The sequence below is a fragment of the Streptomyces sp. NPDC060198 genome (genome assembly GCF_042728415.1).
In the GTDB taxonomy this organism is placed as follows: domain Bacteria; phylum Actinomycetota; class Actinomycetes; order Streptomycetales; family Streptomycetaceae; genus Streptomyces.
Genome location: NZ_JBHWZJ010000151.1, coordinates 1 through 16,372 on the forward strand (window position 1 = coordinate 1; position 16,372 = coordinate 16,372).

Consider the following 16,372-nt stretch of genomic DNA (forward strand, 5'->3'; position numbering starts at 1 on the left):
GTACGGAGCACTCCGTACCGGCCGGGCGGGCCCGGGTTACGCGATGCGCTCGCGCACCACCGGGGAGGCGGTGAAGTCCGTACCCGCCGGGGCGATGTCCCAGGCGCCGGGCAGGGCGTCGAGGGCGTAGGAGAACTTCTCCGGGGTGTCCGTGTGCAGGGTCAGCAGCGGCTGGCCCTCGGTGACGGTGTCGCCGGGCTTGGCGTGCAGCTCGACGCCGGCTCCCGCCTGCACCACGTCCTCCTTGCGGGCCCGGCCCGCGCCGAGGCGCCAGGCGGCGACGCCGACGTCGTACGCGTCGAGCCGGGTCAGCACACCGGAGGCCGGGGCGGTGACGACGTGGCGCTCGCGGGCGACCGGGAGGGCCGCGTCCGGGTCGCCGCCCTGGGCGGAGATCATGCGGCGCCAGACGTCCATCGCGGAGCCGTCGGCGAGCGCCTTCTCGGGGTCGGCGTCCTTGAGGCCCGCCGCGTCCAGCATCTCGCGGGCGAGCGCCAGGGTGAGGGCGACGACGTCCCTCGGGCCGCCGCCGGCCAGCACCTCGACGGACTCGCGGACCTCCAGGGCGTTGCCCGCCGTGAGGCCGAGGGGGGTGGACATGTCGGTGAGCAGGGCGACCGTGCGCACCCCGCTGTCGGTGCCGAGGGCGACCATGGTGGAGGCCAGTTCGCGGGCGTCCTCGATGGTCTTCATGAAGGCGCCGCTGCCGACCTTCACGTCGAGGACGAGCGCCCCGGTGCCCTCGGCGATCTTCTTCGACATGATCGAGCTGGCGATGAGCGGGATCGACTCGACGGTGCCGGTGACGTCGCGGAGCGCGTAGAGCTTCTTGTCGGCGGGGGCGAGGCCGTCGCCCGCCGCACAGATGACGGCGCCGGTGGTGTCGAGGACGCTGAGCATCTCCTCGTTGGAGATGTGGGCCCGCCAGCCGGGGATGGACTCCAGCTTGTCGAGGGTGCCGCCGGTGTGGCCGAGACCCCTGCCGCTGAGCTGCGGGACGGCCGCGCCGCAGGCGGCGACCAGCGGGGCGAGCGGCAGGGTGATCTTGTCACCGACGCCGCCGGTGGAGTGCTTGTCGGTGGTGGGGCGGGAGAGCGCCGCGAAGTCCATCCGCTCGCCGGAGGCGATCATCGCGGCGGTCCAGCGGGCGATCTCCGTACGGTTCATGCCGTTCAGCAGGATCGCCATGGCCAGGGCGGACATCTGCTCGTCCGCGACCTCACCGCGCGTGTACGCGTCGATGACCCAGTCGATCTGTTCGGGGGTCAGTTCGCCGCGGTCCCGCTTGGTGCGGATGACGGAGATGGCGTCCATGGGATTCCTTCCGGCAGGGAGCTCGATCATGGGGGCGCGGGTCGCGCCGGGCAAGAGGGCGGACCGGCCCGACTCTACGCGCATAGAGGTGGAACGAGGAGGTGGCCCTCCCGACGCGCGGGAGGGCCACCGGAGTCGAGGTACCCGAGGGGATCTCAGGCCAGGTTCTGCGGACCGAAGGCCTGGGGCAGCATCTCGTCGAGGGTGCGCAGCCCGTCCGGGGTCTCCAGGACGAGGTCCGGCCCCCCGAACTCGTACAGCAGCTGGCGGCAGCGGCCGCACGGCACCAGGATCTCGCCCGCCCCGTCCACGCAGGTGAAGTGGGTGAGCCGGCCGCCGCCGGTGGCCACGAGCTCGGAGACCAGCCCGCACTCGGCGCAGAGACCGATGCCGTACGAGGCGTTCTCCACGTTGCAGCCGGCGACGGTACGCCCGTCGTCGACCAGGGCGGCGGCACCGACCGGGTAGCCGGAGTACGGGGCGTACGCCCGGGACATCGCGTCCCGGGCCACCTTCCGCAGCCCTTCCCAGTCGGCCGCGGCCGGGGCCGTCACTTGCCCTGGCCCTTGAAGTACGGCATACCGTCCGCCTTGGGCATCCGCAGCCGCTGCGCGGAGAGCGCGAGGACCAGCAGCGTCGCCACGTACGGGGCGGCGTCCACGAACTGGCTGGGCACCTCGTCCGTGAGCGCGTACCAGAGGAAGAGCAGCGCCGAGAAGACCGCCGAGACGGCCGCGCCGACCCAACGCCGCCGCACCAGCTGCCAGATCACCGCGGCGACCAGCAGGATCGCCAGGAAGAGCAGCACCGCGTGGACGTTCTCGGCGCCGCCGCGCAGCTTCAGGCTGTCGGTGAAGCCGAAGAGGCCGGCGCCGAGCGCCATGCCGCCGGGCATCCAGTTGCCGAAGATCATCGCGGCGAGACCGATGTATCCGCGCCCGCCGGTCTGGCCCTCCTGGTAGATGCCGGTGGAGACGATCGCGAGGAAGGCGCCTCCCAGGCCCGCGAGACCGCCGGAGACGGCGACGGCGACGTACTTGTAGGTGTACACGTTGACGCCGAGCGACTCGGCGGCCACCGGGTTCTCGCCGCAGGAGCGCAGGCGCAGGCCGAAGGCGGTGCGCCAGAGCACCCACCAGGTGCCGGGGATCAGCAGGATCGCCACCACGGTCAGCAGCGAAAGGTGGGTGACCACACCGCCGATGATCCCGGCGAGGTCCGAGACGAAGAACCAGTGGTGGGCCTGGAGGTCGGCCATCCAGTCCGAAAGCCCGGGGATCGTGATGTCGGTGATCTCGCCGATGCGGGGGGACTGCTTGGAGGAGCCGCCCTCCGCCTCGGCGAAGGTGTAGTTCGACAGGTAGCGGGTGACACCCACCGCGAGGATGTTGATCGCCACACCGGAGACGATGTGGTTGACCTTGAACGTCACGGTCATCACGGCGTGCAGCAGGCCACCGAGGGCGCCGCCCACGATGCCCATCAGGACGCCCGTCCACGGGCCCCACTGGTAACCCGCCCAGGCACCGAACCAGGTGCCGAGGATCATCATGCCTTCGAGGCCGATGTTGACCACGCCGGCACGTTCGGCCCACAGGCCGCCGAGTCCGGCGAGGCCGATCGGGACGGCGAGCTGGAGCGCGCCGGAGACCTGGCCGACGGAGGTCAGGTCGTTCGCCCCGCTGATGACGCGGGTCAGCGAGAACAGCGCGAGACCGGCCGCGGCGATCAGAAGGACGACCGGCAGGCTCAGCCTGCTCCGGCCGCCGCCCTTCCTGGGCGCGGTGGTGGCGGTGGACGTCGTCGGGACGGTGCTCATGCCGCTGCTCCCTCACGGTTCTCGCGGGCCTGGGCGGCGAGTTCCTCGCCGACCCTCTGCTGCTGTCGGCGGAGCCCGTACTGGCGGACAAGTTCGTAGGAGACGACGACGGAGATCACGATCAGCCCCTGCATGATCATGGCGATCTCCTGCGGGTACCCGTACTGGTCCAGGGAGGCGGAGGTCTTCTCCAGGAAGGACATCAGCAGGGCCGCGAAGAACATGCCGACCGGGTTGTTGCGGCCGAGCAGGGCGACGGTGATGCCCATGAAGCCGACCCCGGCGGGGAAGCTGAGGTTGTAGGTGTGACTCTGGCCGAGCAGGATCGGCATGCCGACCAGGCCGGCGACCGCGCCGGAGATCAGCATCGCCGTCAGCACCATGCGCTTGGCGTCGACGCCACTGGCCCGGGCGGCGCTCTCGCTGGCGCCGGTGGCGCGCAGGTCGAAGCCGAAGCGGGTGCGGCCCAGGGTGAACCAGTAGACGACGCCGAGGGCGAAGGCGACGAAGGTGAAGCCGTAGATCGTGCCGCCGTCACCGGCGTCCAGGCCGGGGAACCAGCCGGAGGAGGCGATCTCGCCGGTGTTGAGGTCGTTGGAACCGGCCGGCTGGACACCGAAGTTGTCGGTCAGGATCAGCCAGGCGATCAGGCTCGTCGCGATGGCGTTGAGCATGATCGTGGAGACGACCTCGCTGACGCCCCGGAGGGTCTTCAGCAAGCCCGCGATGCCGGACCAGAACGCGCCGACCGCCATGGCGGTGACCAGGATCAGCAGGACGTGCAGCGGACCCGGCAGCGTCACGGAGGCGCCGACCACGGCCGCGATCATCGCGGCGAGCCGGTACTGGCCGTCGACGCCGATGTTGAACAGGTTCATCCGGAACCCGACCGCGACGGCGAGCGCGGCGAGGTAGTACGTGCCCGTCTGGTTGACGATCAGCACCTGCACGTCGACGTACTGGGCGTTGTCGAACATCAGCCGGAACGGCTCGAAGGGGCTGTTGCCGGAGAGCAGCAGCACCACCGCGGTGAGCAGGAACGCCACCACCAGGGCGAGCGCCGGACCGGCGACGCCCAGGAGCAGCCGGTCCCTGTCGAACTTCTTCATCGGCTCTCACCGTTCTCGTCGGGCGCGGTGGTGTCGTCGTGCGCGATGTGGCCGGAGGCCGCACCGGTCATGGCGGTGCCCAGCTCCTCCGGCGTGATGCTCGCCGGGTCGGCGTCCGCGACCAGCCGGCCCCGGTACATGACCCGCAGTGTGTCGGACAGGCCGATCAGCTCGTCCAGGTCGGCCGAGATGAGCAGCACGGCGAGGCCCTCGCGGCGGGCTTCGCGGATCTGGTCCCAGATCTGCGCCTGAGCGCCGACGTCCACGCCCCGGGTGGGGTGGGCGGCGATGAGCAGCTTCGGCCGGTGGCTCATCTCGCGGCCGACGATCAGCTTCTGCTGGTTGCCGCCGGAGAGGGAGGCCGCGGTGACGTCGATCCCGGGGGTGCGGACGTCGTACTCGCGCACGATCCGCTCGGTGTCGGCGCGGGCCGCCTTCAGGTCGAGGAACACGCCCCGGCTGTTGGGCTTCTCGGTGACGTGGCCGAGGATGCGGTTCTCCCAGAGCGGGGACTCCAGCAGCAGCCCGTGGCGGTGCCGGTCCTCGGGGATGACACCGAGACCGCCCTCGCGGCGCTTGCGGGTGGAGGCGTGCGAGATGTCCGCGCCGTCCAGCGTGATGGTGCCGCCGTCCGGGTCGCGCAGGCCGGTGATGGCCTCGATCAGTTCGCTCTGGCCGTTGCCCTCGACACCGGCGATGCCCAGGACCTCACCCTTGTGGATGGTGAAGCCGATGCCGTCGAGCACCTCGCGGATCACGCCGTCGGAGTCGGTCGCGGTGAGCCGCAGCCCGTCCACGGTGAGCATGGCGACGTCGGTGACGGTCGACTCGCGGGTCTCCGGCGAGGGCAGCTCGCTGCCGACCATCAGCTCGGCGAGCTGCTTGGTCGTCGCGGTGCGCGGGTCGGCGGTGCCGACGGTGGTGCCCCGGCGGATGACGGTGATCTCGTCGGCCACGGAGAGCACTTCACCGAGCTTGTGCGAGATGAAGATGACGGTCAGGCCCTCGGCCTTGAGCTCGCGGAGGTTGGCGAAGAGCGCGTCGACCTCCTGCGGGACGAGCACCGCGGTGGGCTCGTCGAGGATGAGGGTGCGGGCGCCGCGGTAGAGGACCTTGAGGATCTCCACACGCTGGCGGTCGGCGACGCCGAGTTCCTCGACGAGGACGTCGGGGCGGACGCTGAGACCGTAGGCGTCGGAGATCTCCAGGATCTTCTTCCGGGCCGCGCCGCCGATGCCGTGCAGCTTCTCGGCCCCGAGGACGACGTTCTCCAGGACGGAGAGGTTGTCGGCGAGCATGAAGTGCTGGTGGACCATGCCGACCCCGCGCGCGATGGCGTCGGCCGGGCTGGCGAAGGTGACGGTCTCTCCGTCGATCGCGATGGTGCCCTCGTCCGGCTTCTGCATGCCGTAGAGGATCTTCATCAGGGTCGACTTGCCGGCGCCGTTCTCGCCGATGAGAGCGTGCACGGTGCCCTTGGCAACGGTGATGTCGATGTCGTGGTTGGCGACGACGCCGGGGAAACGCTTGGTGATGCCGCGGATTTCTACGGCAGGAGGGCTGGACGCGTTGATGACGCACTCTCCTTGGCGGGGAAGGAGCGGAGCACGGCTGCCGGGGATGGGGCCGTACGAGCAGGGGCCGGGGCGAAGCTACCGCGCCCGAGGGTGCTCAGGGGTCTGTGTCGAGTTCCGGCGCGAGCCCGGCCCGGAACTCGATACGGGCCCTACACGCGTAGCGTTGCCGAACAGAAAGATCCCGGACGGCGGAACGCGATCCGGGGCCGGGGAGGTTGGCGCAGGCCGATCTCCCCGGTCCCGGAATCATAGGGTTCCGCGTCCGGGTACCCGCGACCGCACCCGTGAGGGCAGCGGGCGACGCCGCCCCTCACGGGCGGTGGGGGCGTTACGGGGTGGTCTTGACCGTGATCGTGCCGGCGATGATGGCGGCCTTGGCCTTGTCGATCGCGGCGGTGACGTCCGTCATCGCGGTGAAGGCCGGGTTGGAGGCCGCGAGGCCGACACCGTCGGTGTCCAGGCCGGCGCGGATCTCACCGGTCTCCGGCTTGCCGTCCTTGACCGACTTGATCAGGTTGAAGACCGAGTCGGCGACGTCCTTGGTGACCGACGTCAGGATGTAGTCCTTGTAGTCGGCGAGACCGGCCTGGTTGTACTGGTCGGAGTCGACGCCGATGGACCACTTCTTGGCCTTCGAGGTGACCTCGATCGCGCCGGAACCGGCGAGACCGGCGGCGGAGTAGATCACGTCGGCGCCGGCGTCGAGCTGACCCTGCGCGGCGGCCTTGCCGAGGTCGGGCTTGGAGAAGCCCGTGAAGTCCGGCGGCTGGGTCAGGTACTGGACCTTGACGTTGACGCCCGCCTTGGTGTCCTTGACGCCCTGGACGAAGCCGGCCTCGAACTTCTTGATCAGCGGGGTCTCGACACCACCGATGAAGCCGACCGTGTCCGTCTTGGTGACCTTGGCGGCGGCGACGCCGGCGAGGTAGGAACCCTGCTCCTCGCTGAAGACCAGGTTCGCGGTGTTCTTGCTGGGCTTCGAGCTGTCGTCGATGATCCCGAACGTGGTGTTCGGGAACTTCGCGGCGACCTCGGCGATGGCGTTGGCGTAGACGAAGCCGACACCGATGACCGGGTTGTTGCCGCCGCGCGCGAGCTCCGTCAGGCGCTGGATCTTGTCCGCGTCGCTCTCGCCCTCGGAGGGCTCGGCCTCGACGCCCTTGTAACCGAGCTCCTTCGTGGCCTTCTCCAGGCCCGCGTAGGCGGCGTCGTTGAACGACTGGTCGCCGCGGCCACCGATGTCGTAGGCGAGGGCGGTCTTGCCGCCGGAGGACGAGCTGCTGCTGCTGTCGCTGCTGCTGCCCTCGGAGGACGTCTTACCGCCACAAGCCGTGACGGACAGCGCGAAAGCCGCGGACGCAATGCCCACGGTGGCGATCCTGGTGATCCGGCGCACTGGGAGGCTCCTTAAAAACCTGACCGAAAGCGCCACTCCGGCGCTGGGTTCGCCGCGATCGTAACGCGCGTAGATGTCAGTTAAAGACACGTTCACCGGTCGTTATCGGATCGTCGTGAAGAGTTCTGGTCACATCGAGGCGCCTGACACTCCGCTACATTTCAGCCGAAAGACTCCCGGCGCGGGCTCCCCGGCGCCCACGCCGGGGCACCTATGTCCTCCATGGGGGACATCGCGCGACATCAGGGAGTGACACTCCCGAAAAGGGGACGTGACACGGAGCTCACGTCCCCCGGACGACGGCCCGGCATCCCTCAGGGCTGTCCCGCGACTCCTGGCGGGACAACCCTTACCTCGCGCCGTTGAGCAGAGCGGCGGCGGTGAACAGTTCGACCCCGACGGTGATGGCCTCCTCGTCCACGTCGAAGTCGCCCCGGTGCAGGTCGAGCCCGCGGGTGTCGCCGTGCGCCCGGACGCCGAGGCGGGCCATGGCGCCCGGCACGTGCTCCAGGTACCAGGAGAAGTCCTCGCCGCCGAGGCTCTGCTCGGTGTCCTCGATCGCGTACGGGCCGCGGCGCTCGGTCATGGCGGCGTCGAGCAGCCCGATGGAGGCCGCGTCGTTGACGACGGGCGGCACCCCCCGGACGTAGTTGATGACCGTCTTGGCGCCGTGCGTGGTCGCGACCTCGTCGACGGCCGCGTGCACCAGGTCGGGGGCCTCCCGCCAGGCCTTCAGGTCGAGGCAGCGGACCGTGCCGGAGAGCTCCGCGTGCTGCGGGATCACGTTGCAGGCGTGCCCGGTGTGCAGCCGGCCCCAGGTGACGGCGAGGCCGGAGCGCGCGTCGACCCGGCGGGCGAGCAGCGCGGGCACGTCCACGGCGACGCGGGCGGCGGCGGTGACCAGGTCCGTGGTGAGGTGCGGGCGCGCGGTGTGGCCGCCCGCGCCGTCGAGGGCGACTTCCAGCCGGTCGCAGGCAGAGGTGATGGCCCCGATCCGCAGCCCGATCTTGCCCACGTCCACCTTGGGGTCGCAGTGCACACCGATGATCCGGCCGACGCCCTCCAGGACGCCGGACTCGATGGCGTCGGGGGCGCCGCCGGGCAGCACCTCCTCGGCGGGCTGGAAGATCAGCCGGACCGCGTGCGGAAGGGCGCCCCGGCGGTCGAGTTCGGCGAGGACCAGACCGGCGCCGAGGACCGTGGTGGTGTGCACGTCGTGACCGCAGGCGTGCGCGCGGTCGGGGACGGTGGAGCGGTAGGGAACGCCCGTCTTGACGTCCGGAATGGGCAGCGCGTCGATGTCCGCGCGCAGCGCCAGCATCGGCGTCTCACCGTCCCACTCCCCCACGTCGCACATCAGGCCCGTACCGGTGGAGAGCACCCGGGGGGCGAGCCCGGCCTGCTCCAGCCGGGCCTTGATGGCGGCGGTGGTGCGGAACTCCTGGTTGCCGAGCTCCGGGTGCATGTGGAGATCGCGGCGGAAGGCGATCAGCTCGGCCCGGAGCTCTTCGGAGAGGGTGCCGGGCAGGGAGGCCGCCCGGGCCGGTGAGCCACCGGCCGGTTCACCGTCGGCGTGGACGAGGGACGCGCGGGACTTCAACTGGTTCACCCATCGAAGGGTATGCCTACGGACCCTCCGATCGGACATGGATCAACAAAACTTCAGCACCTCGGATGAATATGAAACGGTGCGGAAACGTGTGGGGCGTACGCCCGGTGGGTAGACTCCGGCATTTTTCCCGACTGCGCCGTACGGGTGGGGCGTTCGGGCCCGCACGCCGTACGGGGGAACGCCCGCGGGCCGTACGCGAAACGGCGTACGCGGCTCGTGCCGCGTACGCCGTGGGGAGCGGGCCGGCGACGGGACCCGGTCAGGGTGCCGCGGGCGGGGCCAGCGGGGCGAACGCCAGCCGGTGCACGTCCCGGGCGGTCTCGGTGACCCCCGCGAGGAACCCCTGCGCGCGGGAGGACGCCGTGTCCCGCAGCCACTCGGGGTCGATGTCGCAGACCGCGACCCTGACCCCGGTTCCCGCCAGCGCGAGGGGCAGCGTGTGCACCACGGTGGAGGGGAAGCTCAGCACGGTACGGCCGATGGGGCCGCGCCGGGCGATGAGCTCCAGCGGCAGGTCGGGGCGGACGATCTCCAGGCCGGTGGCGGCTTCCAGGGCGCGGAGCTTGTCGGCCGACTCGCGGCGGTGCGCGAAGTAGCGGGTGGCACCGTGCGTACGGGCGAGGGCCGCCACCGCCTCCTGATAGGGCGCCGCGTCGACCACGCCGGTCTCCACCAGCGAGGTTCCGACGATGTCGGCGCCTTTGGTGAGACGGGGCGGGCCGAAACGGGCGCGGGTCCAGGAGAAGGTGTTGGCGGTGACCTCGACCCCCTCGGGGGCCTGGACCGGCATCGCGGTGAACACCTCGACGCGGTGCCCGGACGACGGGGTGAACCGGCGTCGCGCGGAGGCGGTGACCGGCGCGAGCAGCAGCTCGCGCGGTCCCTTGTTCCCCTTGCGGTGCCAGCGCACCAGCCGCTCGCCGCGGGCGAGCTGGGCCACGAACTCCATCGTGGCGGTGCCGTCGTCGACCACCGTGAGGTGAGCCGTCCGCACGATGCTCAGCAGGAGCTGCACATAGCGGGAGAACGGGTCACCGATCACGACCTGGTCGGCCTTGCGCACCAGCGCCACCAGGGCGCGCAGCGTCTTGAGCGGGGTGCCCTGTTCGCCGCGCGCCTCCTGCCAGCGCACGGTGATGCCCTCGTCGCGGGCCAGGTCGGCCATCCTGCGCAGCTGGCCGCGAGACATCGGGTCGACCGGGGGGAGGACGACGACCGTGGTGACGGCCGGCGCCTCCTCCCCCTTGGCGTGGGTCCACTCCAGGACGTTCAGGAGCTGGACCGGGCTCTCGACGAAGGCGAGATTCACCGGAGGTCGTCTCAGACCGCGGCCGGCTCGGCGGCCGTCGCGCTCTCGGTCTCGGCGACGACGCCCGCGACGCGGCGGAGCTTCTTCATCGGGCCGAGCTCCGAGGCGTAGACCTTCTTCACGCCGTCGCCGAGGGAGGCCTCGATGGTGCGGATGTCGCGGACGAGGCGGGCGAGGCCCTGCGGCTCGACGGAGGCGGCCTGGTCGGAGCCCCACATGGCGCGGTCCAGGGTGATGTGGCGCTCGACGAACGTGGCGCCCAGCGCGACGGCGGCCAGCGTGGTCTGGAGGCCGGTCTCGTGGCCGCTGTAGCCGATCGGGACGTTGGGGTACTCCGCCTGCAGGGTGTTGATGACGCGGAGGTTGAGCTCCTCGGCCACCGACGGGTACGTCGACGTGGCGTGGCACATGAGGATGTTGTCGCTGCCGAGGACCTCGACCGCGTGGCGGATCTGCTTCGGGGTCGACATGCCGGTGGAGAGGATGACGGTGCGGCCGGTGGCGCGCAGGGCGCGGAGCAGCTCGTCGTCGGTGAGGGAGGCGGAGGCGACCTTGTGCGCCGGGACGTCGAACTTCTCCAGGAAGGCGACGGCCTCGGTGTCCCACGGGGAGGCGAACCAGTCGATGCCGCGCTTGGCGCAGTGCTCGGCGATGGTGCGGTACTCGTCCTCACCGAACTCGACGCGGTGGCGGTAGTCGATGTACGTCATCCGGCCCCAGGGGGTGTCGCGCTCGATGTCCCACTGGTCGCGCGGGGTGCAGATCTCCGGGGTGCGCTTCTGGAACTTGACGGCGTCGCAGCCGGCGTCGGCGGCGACGTCGATCAGGGCGAGGGCGTTGTCCAGCTCGCCGTTGTGGTTGATGCCGATCTCGCCGGTGATGTACACGGGCCGGCCGGGGCCGGCGGTGCGGGAACCGAAGCTGCGCAGACGGGAGTCGCTCATGGTGAGGGTGTTCCTTACTTGGTGGTGATCGTGGGGGTGTTGACGGTGGGGGTGGTGCCCGTGGGGGTGGTGGCCGGACGGGTTCCGGCCCGGGTGAGGGTCAGTTCGGGGCCCAGCAGCCAGCCCGCGATCTCGCGGATCGCTCCCTGGCCGCCGGGGGTCCGGGTGACGGCACGCGCCGCGGTCCGGACCGACTCGTGGGCGCTCGCGACCGCGACGGGCCAGCCCGCCAGGGCGAAGCAGGCCAGGTCGTTGACGTCGTTGCCGGCGTAGAGGACCCGGTCGGGGCTGACGCCGTTCTCGTCGCACCACTGCTTGAGCGCGAGGTCCTTGCGGTCGATGCCGTGCAGCACGGGGACCTGGAGCTTGCGGGCGCGGGCGGCGACCACCGGGTTCTGCTCGGTCGACAGGACGAGGACGTCGAGCCCGGCGCGGCGCAGGGCCGCGATGCCGAGGCCGTCGCCGCGGTGGACGGAGACCGTTTCGCGGCCGTCCTGGTCGATCATGACCCGGTCGTCGGTCTGGGTGCCGTCGAAGTCGAGGACGACGGCGTCCACGTCCGCGAGGGTCGGCAGCGCGGAGGGGTCCAGCAGCGGGGCGAGCGCGCGGGCGCGGGCCAGCTCGTGCTGGTCGTCGATCTCCAGCACCCGCGCCGGGTCCGTGCGGACCAGGGCGGTGTGGCCGAAGAAGCGGTGGCGGTGGGTGCGGAAGCCCGCCACGTCCATGGCGTACGCGGCCCCGGTCTCCAGCAGGTCCTGCGGACGGTCCTGGCGGCGGGGGCGAACGGACTTGTCGTGGTTGACGCCGTAGCTGCTCTCCTCGACCGCCTCCCCGTCGCGCCAGACGAAGCCGTGGAACGGGGCGACGGTGACGGCCGTGTCGGCGCCCTCGCGGGCGACCGCGCGGGCCACCCCGTCGACGTCCTCGCGGGAGAGGAACGGGCTGGTGCACTGGACGAGCAGCACCACGTCGGCGGCGGCGCCGCGCAGCGCCTCGTAGGCGTCGAGCGCGTGCAGCACGGCCGCCTCGCTCGTCGCGGTGTCCCCGGAGATGTCCGCGGGGCGCTGGACGACGTGCACCCGGCCGGCCTCCGCCGCGCTCTCGCCGGCGAGCCGGGCGGCTTCGGCGATGGCGGCGTCGTCGGTGGTGACGACGACGTCCGTGACCTCGGTGGAGCCGAGGCAGGCGCGGACCGCGCGGGCCACCAGCGGGACGCCGCCGACCTGCGCGAGGTTCTTGGCGGGGACGCCCTTGGATCCGCCCCGGGCGGGGATCACCGCGAGGACGGTGCGTGACGGCATGGATGCTCCTGACGTGGTGGTCACAGTTCGCCCATCCGCCGGATCACGGGGGCGACGCGCTGGACGCCCTGGCGGTAGGCGCCGCGCGCCGCGTTGCGGACGGTCTCGCGCACCGCGCCCCTGATGCGGCCGGTGGGGACGGGGGCCGCCGCGCCGGGCAGCGGCCGGCCGTCGGGGCCGAGGTGGTGGCGGGCGAGGATGCCGGGGAGGTATCCCGGCGCGGTGGAGGGGGTGTAGTAGGGGGCGAGCGGCGGCAGTTCGCCGGCCGCCAGCAGCGCGCCGACCCGGTCGCGCGCCGCGTCGTAGGCGGTGGCGTACGTGCCGTCGGCGGCGACGCCCTGGCCCGCGAGCCATTCGGGGTCCGGGACGGGGTGCAGGCCCTCGTCCAGCCGGTCCCAGGAGGTGATGAGACCGGAGCCGACGAAGTGGTGGTTGCCGAGCGTCTCGCGGACGCCGAGGTCGCTGAGGATCGCGGTCGGGATGGACCGGTGCAGCGACTCCAGCGCGGCGGTGGAGGAGACGGTGACGAGCAGGTCGGTGCGGTCGAGCACCTCGCCCATGTGTCCGTACACCAGCTGGAAGTTGGCGGGCAGGCCGCCGGGCAGCCGCTCCGCGAGCCGCTGGTAGGGCAGCTCCTCGATGTGCGTGGTCTGCTCGCCCGGCTTGGAGCGGAGCTTGAGCACGACCTCGCGGTCGGGGTGGGTGCGGGCGTGCTCGACGAGCCGGCGCAGCAGGTACGTACGGTCGGCGCGGGACGCCGGTACGGAGGGCTGCGCCGCGAACACGACGGTGTCGCGGCCCTCCCGCGCCCGGTGCGGCTCGCCGCCGAGGAACGGCAGGGCCGCCTCGGTGACGGCGCCCGCGTCGGCGCCGACCCCTTCGTACACGGCGCGGAAACGCTCCGCGTCGTGGGCCGAGTTGGCGAGGACGACGTCGGCGCCGTGGCGGAGCAGGAGCCCGTCGGCGAGCTTCTCGTACACGACCCCGACGTATCCGGTGACGACCACGGGCCTGCGGGGCAGGTCCAGGGCGGCCAGGCCGTGCAGCATGGCCTGGACGCCGCCGCCGACGAGGGCGAGCACGACGACGTCGTACCCCTCCTCGCGCACGGTGTGCAGGAACTCGACGGCGGTGACCTCGCGGACCCGTCCGGCGTCGACGCCGACGTCGCCGACCTCGGCGAGCTGGCGTGCGGTGGGGGTGGCCCGGCCGCGCAGCAGGAGTCCGCTGATCTCGACCGGGCGCTCCGGGACGGAGGTTTCGCCCGAAGCGGTGAGGCGGCGCGCGGTGAGCGCACCCCATTTCCACCGGGTGTCGGAATCTGCGAGAACGGCCACCCGGAGCGCCGCGGAATTCGCGGGGGCTTCGGCGGGTCCGGCCGGGTCATTGGTACGAGGGGGCACGTCCTAGAAGGTAGGAAGCCATTTCATTGGAAGGCCCAACACCCGGGCAACAGATGGTTAACAACAAGTCGACGCTTGGGGAGAGGGCTCCACAAGGGCGTGAACCCCTCTTTCATTCGGGTGCGTTCATTGTTCGGCTGCATGGAGTTCACCCGGAGTACGCCCGGCGGACAGGGCACGCGAAAGACGCCCGTCTAGCGTGATCCGCGTGGTCAAACTCTCCGTCATCGTGCCGTTCTTCAATGTCCGGGCCTACGCATCCGACACACTCAGAAGTCTGCGGGCCAATGCCCGCGAGGATTTCGAGTTCGTCCTCGTCGACGACTGTTCGACGGACGGAACCGCGGATCTCCTGCGCCGCGCCGAACAGGAGATCGAGGGGGTGGTCGTTATCCGGCACGAACACAATGCCGGTCTGGCCACGGCCCGCAACACCGGTCTGAACGCGGCGCGCGGTGAATACATCGCTTTCCTGGACGGTGACGACTGGGTCGCTCCCGGCCATTACGCCGGCCTCCTCGCGCGGACCGAGGCACTCGGCTGTCAGTTCGTGCGCACGGACCACGTCCAGGCCACCGGCACGGCCCGCACGGTGCGCCGTGTCCCGCACGGTCCGCGCGGGGAGGTGAGCGACCCCCGGGGGGCGATCCTGCCCGCGACCCGGACGACGTCGGTGGACTACGCGTTCGCCTGGGCCGGGCTCTACCGCCGGGATCTGCTGGACATGGGGTTGCTGCACTTCACGGACGGTCTGCGCACCGCCGAGGACCGGCCGTGGATCTGGCGGCTGCACCGGCAGGCGGACTCCTTCGCCGTCGTCGGAACGCTGGGCCACTTCTACCGCCGCGGGGTCGCCTCCTCCCTCACCCAGATCGGTGACGAACGCCAGCTGGACTTCGTCCGCGCGTACGACCAGTTGCTGTCCGAGACCGCGTCGGACCGCGACGCGGACACCCTGCTGCCGAAGGCGGTACGCACGTACTGCGCCGTCATCGCCCACCACGTGGGCGCCATCGGCAGATTCGAACCGCACGTGGCCCGCACCCTGAGATCGCTCAGCGCGACAGCGCTCAAGAACATGCCCCAGCCCCTTCTGAACGACGTCCTCGACACCATGGACACCGAACGTGCGGCCGTGCTGCGCAGGCTGCGCCGCCGTCCCGCCGGAATCAAGGAGCCGACCACCGCATGACCGTCCAGATCTTCGCCTCTTCGGGCGCGCACGGCACGGCCGTGGTCGCCGCCGCGGTCGACTCCGGCTGCTTCCGGGACGCGGAGCGCCGCATCCTGCTGCTCTGCGACACCGCGGCGGTCCCGGAGGCCATGCCGCTCTCCTCGACGCTGCCGGGGTTCGCGGGGCTGCGCTCCCGCTTCGACGAGGTCCTGTGGTGGAACGACACCGTCTCCCCCCTGCACCCCGCCGCGTGGACACCCCGGGCGGACGACGTGCCGCTGTGGGAACGGCATCTTCGCCGCGCCTGGGACCTCGGGGACGAGGAGGTCGAGCTGGTGCTGGAGTCCCCGCACGCCTCGCCCGCCCACGCCATCGCCGAGATCTTCACGGACAGCCCGGTCACGGTGTACGCGGACGGCCTGACCGGCTACGGCCCGACCGGCGGGAAGGTCAGCCCGCTGATCGGCACCCGGGTGCGACAGGTGATCCACCCCGACCTGGTTCCCGGCCTGAAGCCGATGCTGCTGGCCGAGTACGGCGTGCCCGCCCGCCCACTGCCCACCGCCGCCCTGCTGAAGGTCTACACCGAACTGGCGGATGCGCACCCGGGGTTCACCGGCTCCCCGGGTGCCGCGCTCCTGCTCCTCCCGGAACCGGAGACGCTTCCCGCCGACGGGGAAGCCGAGCTCCTGCTGCGGATGGTGCGCGGCGCGGTCGCTCTCGGCCACACCCGTCTCGTGCTTCAGCCGCACCCCCGTGCGCCGGCGTTCTCCGCCGAGGAGCTGAAGGCGGAGGCCACCCGTCTCGGTGCCGGACTGACCGTTCCCGCGTTCGAGGTGCCCGGCGCCCCGGTCCCCGCCGAGGTCCTCTTCGAGAAGCTGCGTCCCGCGCTCGTCGTCGGCTTCTCCTCGACCGCACTGCTCAGCGCGTCGGTCCATTACGGTCTGCCCGTGGCCAGGACCGGGACCGGCACTCTGCTGGAACGGCTCACCCCCTACGAGAATCCCGCCAGGATTCCCGTGACGATCGTCGACGCGCTGCTGCCCGCCCTGGACGACGCCGCCGCCGTGCGCGACCAGTCGCCGCCGACGCAGGAGACGGTGGCCGAGGCCCTCGGCGGCCTGCTGGAGGCAGTCGGCTTCGCCATGCGTCCGCGCGTACGCCCGGACCTCCGACCGGCCGCCGAACGCTATCTCTCCAGCCGACTGGACACGCGGACCTGGCGCTACTTCAAGCGCCGTCGGCTCGCCTCGCTCGCGCTTCCCGGGGTCGTGCCCAACCGTCTCGCCTTCGTCCGCCGCAGCACGACGTTGCGGCGGGTGGCCCGCCGCGCCCGCGCCCTCGCACGCCGCTGACCTGGCGGGACAAGGGCGGTGTCCGGACCGGCGCCGGGGCGTCGTACCCCGCGCCGGTC

General features: G+C 71.6%; 13 protein-coding genes. 2 read left to right on the forward strand and 11 right to left on the reverse strand.

Annotated elements, in window-relative coordinates:
• Positions 1-36 precede the first annotated feature (36 nt).
• From ACFWEP_RS19335 to ACFWEP_RS19385, 11 genes are all read right to left on the reverse strand, one after another.
• Positions 37-1,314 carry a thymidine phosphorylase gene (locus ACFWEP_RS19335; RefSeq protein WP_387371510.1) on the reverse strand — a complete coding sequence of 426 codons (1,278 nt, stop codon included), beginning with the start codon at positions 1,312-1,314 and terminating at the stop codon, positions 37-39.
• A gap of 155 nt (positions 1,315-1,469) precedes the next feature.
• Positions 1,470-1,868, reverse strand: a complete 399-nt coding sequence (locus ACFWEP_RS19340) for a cytidine deaminase (protein WP_387371511.1) — start codon at positions 1,866-1,868, stop codon at positions 1,470-1,472.
• Complete coding sequence (locus ACFWEP_RS19345) at positions 1,865-3,133, reverse strand: ABC transporter permease (RefSeq protein WP_387371512.1); 1,269 nt, start codon at positions 3,131-3,133, stop codon at positions 1,865-1,867. The genes ACFWEP_RS19340 and ACFWEP_RS19345 overlap by 4 nt, the downstream gene beginning before the upstream one ends.
• Positions 3,130-4,242 carry an ABC transporter permease gene (locus ACFWEP_RS19350; RefSeq protein WP_387371513.1) on the reverse strand — a complete coding sequence of 371 codons (1,113 nt, stop codon included), beginning with the start codon at positions 4,240-4,242 and terminating at the stop codon, positions 3,130-3,132. The genes ACFWEP_RS19345 and ACFWEP_RS19350 overlap by 4 nt, the downstream gene beginning before the upstream one ends.
• Positions 4,239-5,816, reverse strand: coding sequence for an ABC transporter ATP-binding protein (locus ACFWEP_RS19355; RefSeq protein WP_387371521.1), 1,578 nt, complete (start codon positions 5,814-5,816; stop codon positions 4,239-4,241). The genes ACFWEP_RS19350 and ACFWEP_RS19355 overlap by 4 nt, the downstream gene beginning before the upstream one ends.
• A 331-nt stretch (positions 5,817-6,147) precedes the next feature.
• Entirely contained in the window at positions 6,148-7,215 is a 1,068-nt protein-coding gene (locus ACFWEP_RS19360) for a BMP family protein (RefSeq protein WP_387371514.1), read from the reverse strand.
• Positions 7,216-7,564: 349 nt separating this feature from the next.
• Positions 7,565-8,815: an amidohydrolase gene (locus ACFWEP_RS19365; RefSeq protein WP_387371522.1), complete on the reverse strand. Its 1,251-nt coding sequence runs from the start codon at positions 8,813-8,815 to the stop codon at positions 7,565-7,567.
• Positions 8,816-9,086: 271 nt separating this feature from the next.
• Positions 9,087-10,136 (reverse strand): hypothetical protein, encoded by a 1,050-nt coding sequence (locus tag ACFWEP_RS19370; protein WP_387371515.1) that lies wholly within the window; start codon positions 10,134-10,136, stop codon positions 9,087-9,089.
• An 11-nt stretch (positions 10,137-10,147) separates the two neighbouring features.
• Entirely contained in the window at positions 10,148-11,080 is a 933-nt protein-coding gene (locus tag ACFWEP_RS19375; RefSeq protein ID WP_387371516.1) for an N-acetylneuraminate synthase family protein, read from the reverse strand.
• Positions 11,081-11,094: 14 nt separating this feature from the next.
• Complete coding sequence (locus ACFWEP_RS19380; RefSeq protein WP_387371517.1) at positions 11,095-12,381, reverse strand: cytidylyltransferase domain-containing protein; 1,287 nt, start codon at positions 12,379-12,381, stop codon at positions 11,095-11,097.
• 20 nt (positions 12,382-12,401) lie between these two features.
• Positions 12,402-13,784, reverse strand: a complete 1,383-nt coding sequence (locus ACFWEP_RS19385) for a DUF6716 putative glycosyltransferase (RefSeq protein ID WP_387371518.1) — start codon at positions 13,782-13,784, stop codon at positions 12,402-12,404.
• Between the two features lie 208 nt (positions 13,785-13,992).
• Here ACFWEP_RS19385 and ACFWEP_RS19390 point away from each other — a divergent pair, with 208 nt between their 5' ends.
• Together ACFWEP_RS19390 and ACFWEP_RS19395 are read left to right on the forward strand one after the other, a co-directional pair.
• Entirely contained in the window at positions 13,993-14,976 is a 984-nt protein-coding gene (locus ACFWEP_RS19390) for a glycosyltransferase family 2 protein (RefSeq protein WP_387371519.1), read from the forward strand.
• Positions 14,973-16,313 carry a polysialyltransferase family glycosyltransferase gene (locus ACFWEP_RS19395; RefSeq protein WP_387371520.1) on the forward strand — a complete coding sequence of 447 codons (1,341 nt, stop codon included), beginning with the start codon at positions 14,973-14,975 and terminating at the stop codon, positions 16,311-16,313. Before ACFWEP_RS19390 ends, ACFWEP_RS19395 begins: the two co-directional genes overlap by 4 nt.
• Positions 16,314-16,372 lie beyond the last annotated feature (59 nt).

Bases quoted from the DNA above. Each gene is read 5' to 3' on its own strand.
- ACFWEP_RS19335 (WP_387371510.1), bottom strand. From the start codon at position 1,314: ATGGACGCCATCTCCGTCATCCGCACCAAGCGGGACCGCGGCGAACTG.
- ACFWEP_RS19345 (WP_387371512.1), bottom strand. From the start codon at position 3,133: ATGAGCACCGTCCCGACGACGTCCACCGCCACCACCGCGCCCAGGAAG.
- ACFWEP_RS19350 (WP_387371513.1), bottom strand. From the start codon at position 4,242: ATGAAGAAGTTCGACAGGGACCGGCTGCTCCTGGGCGTCGCCGGTCCG.
- ACFWEP_RS19375 (WP_387371516.1), bottom strand. From the start codon at position 11,080: ATGAGCGACTCCCGTCTGCGCAGCTTCGGTTCCCGCACCGCCGGCCCC.
- ACFWEP_RS19380 (WP_387371517.1), bottom strand. From the start codon at position 12,381: ATGCCGTCACGCACCGTCCTCGCGGTGATCCCCGCCCGGGGCGGATCC.
- ACFWEP_RS19395 (WP_387371520.1), top strand. From the start codon at position 14,973: ATGACCGTCCAGATCTTCGCCTCTTCGGGCGCGCACGGCACGGCCGTG.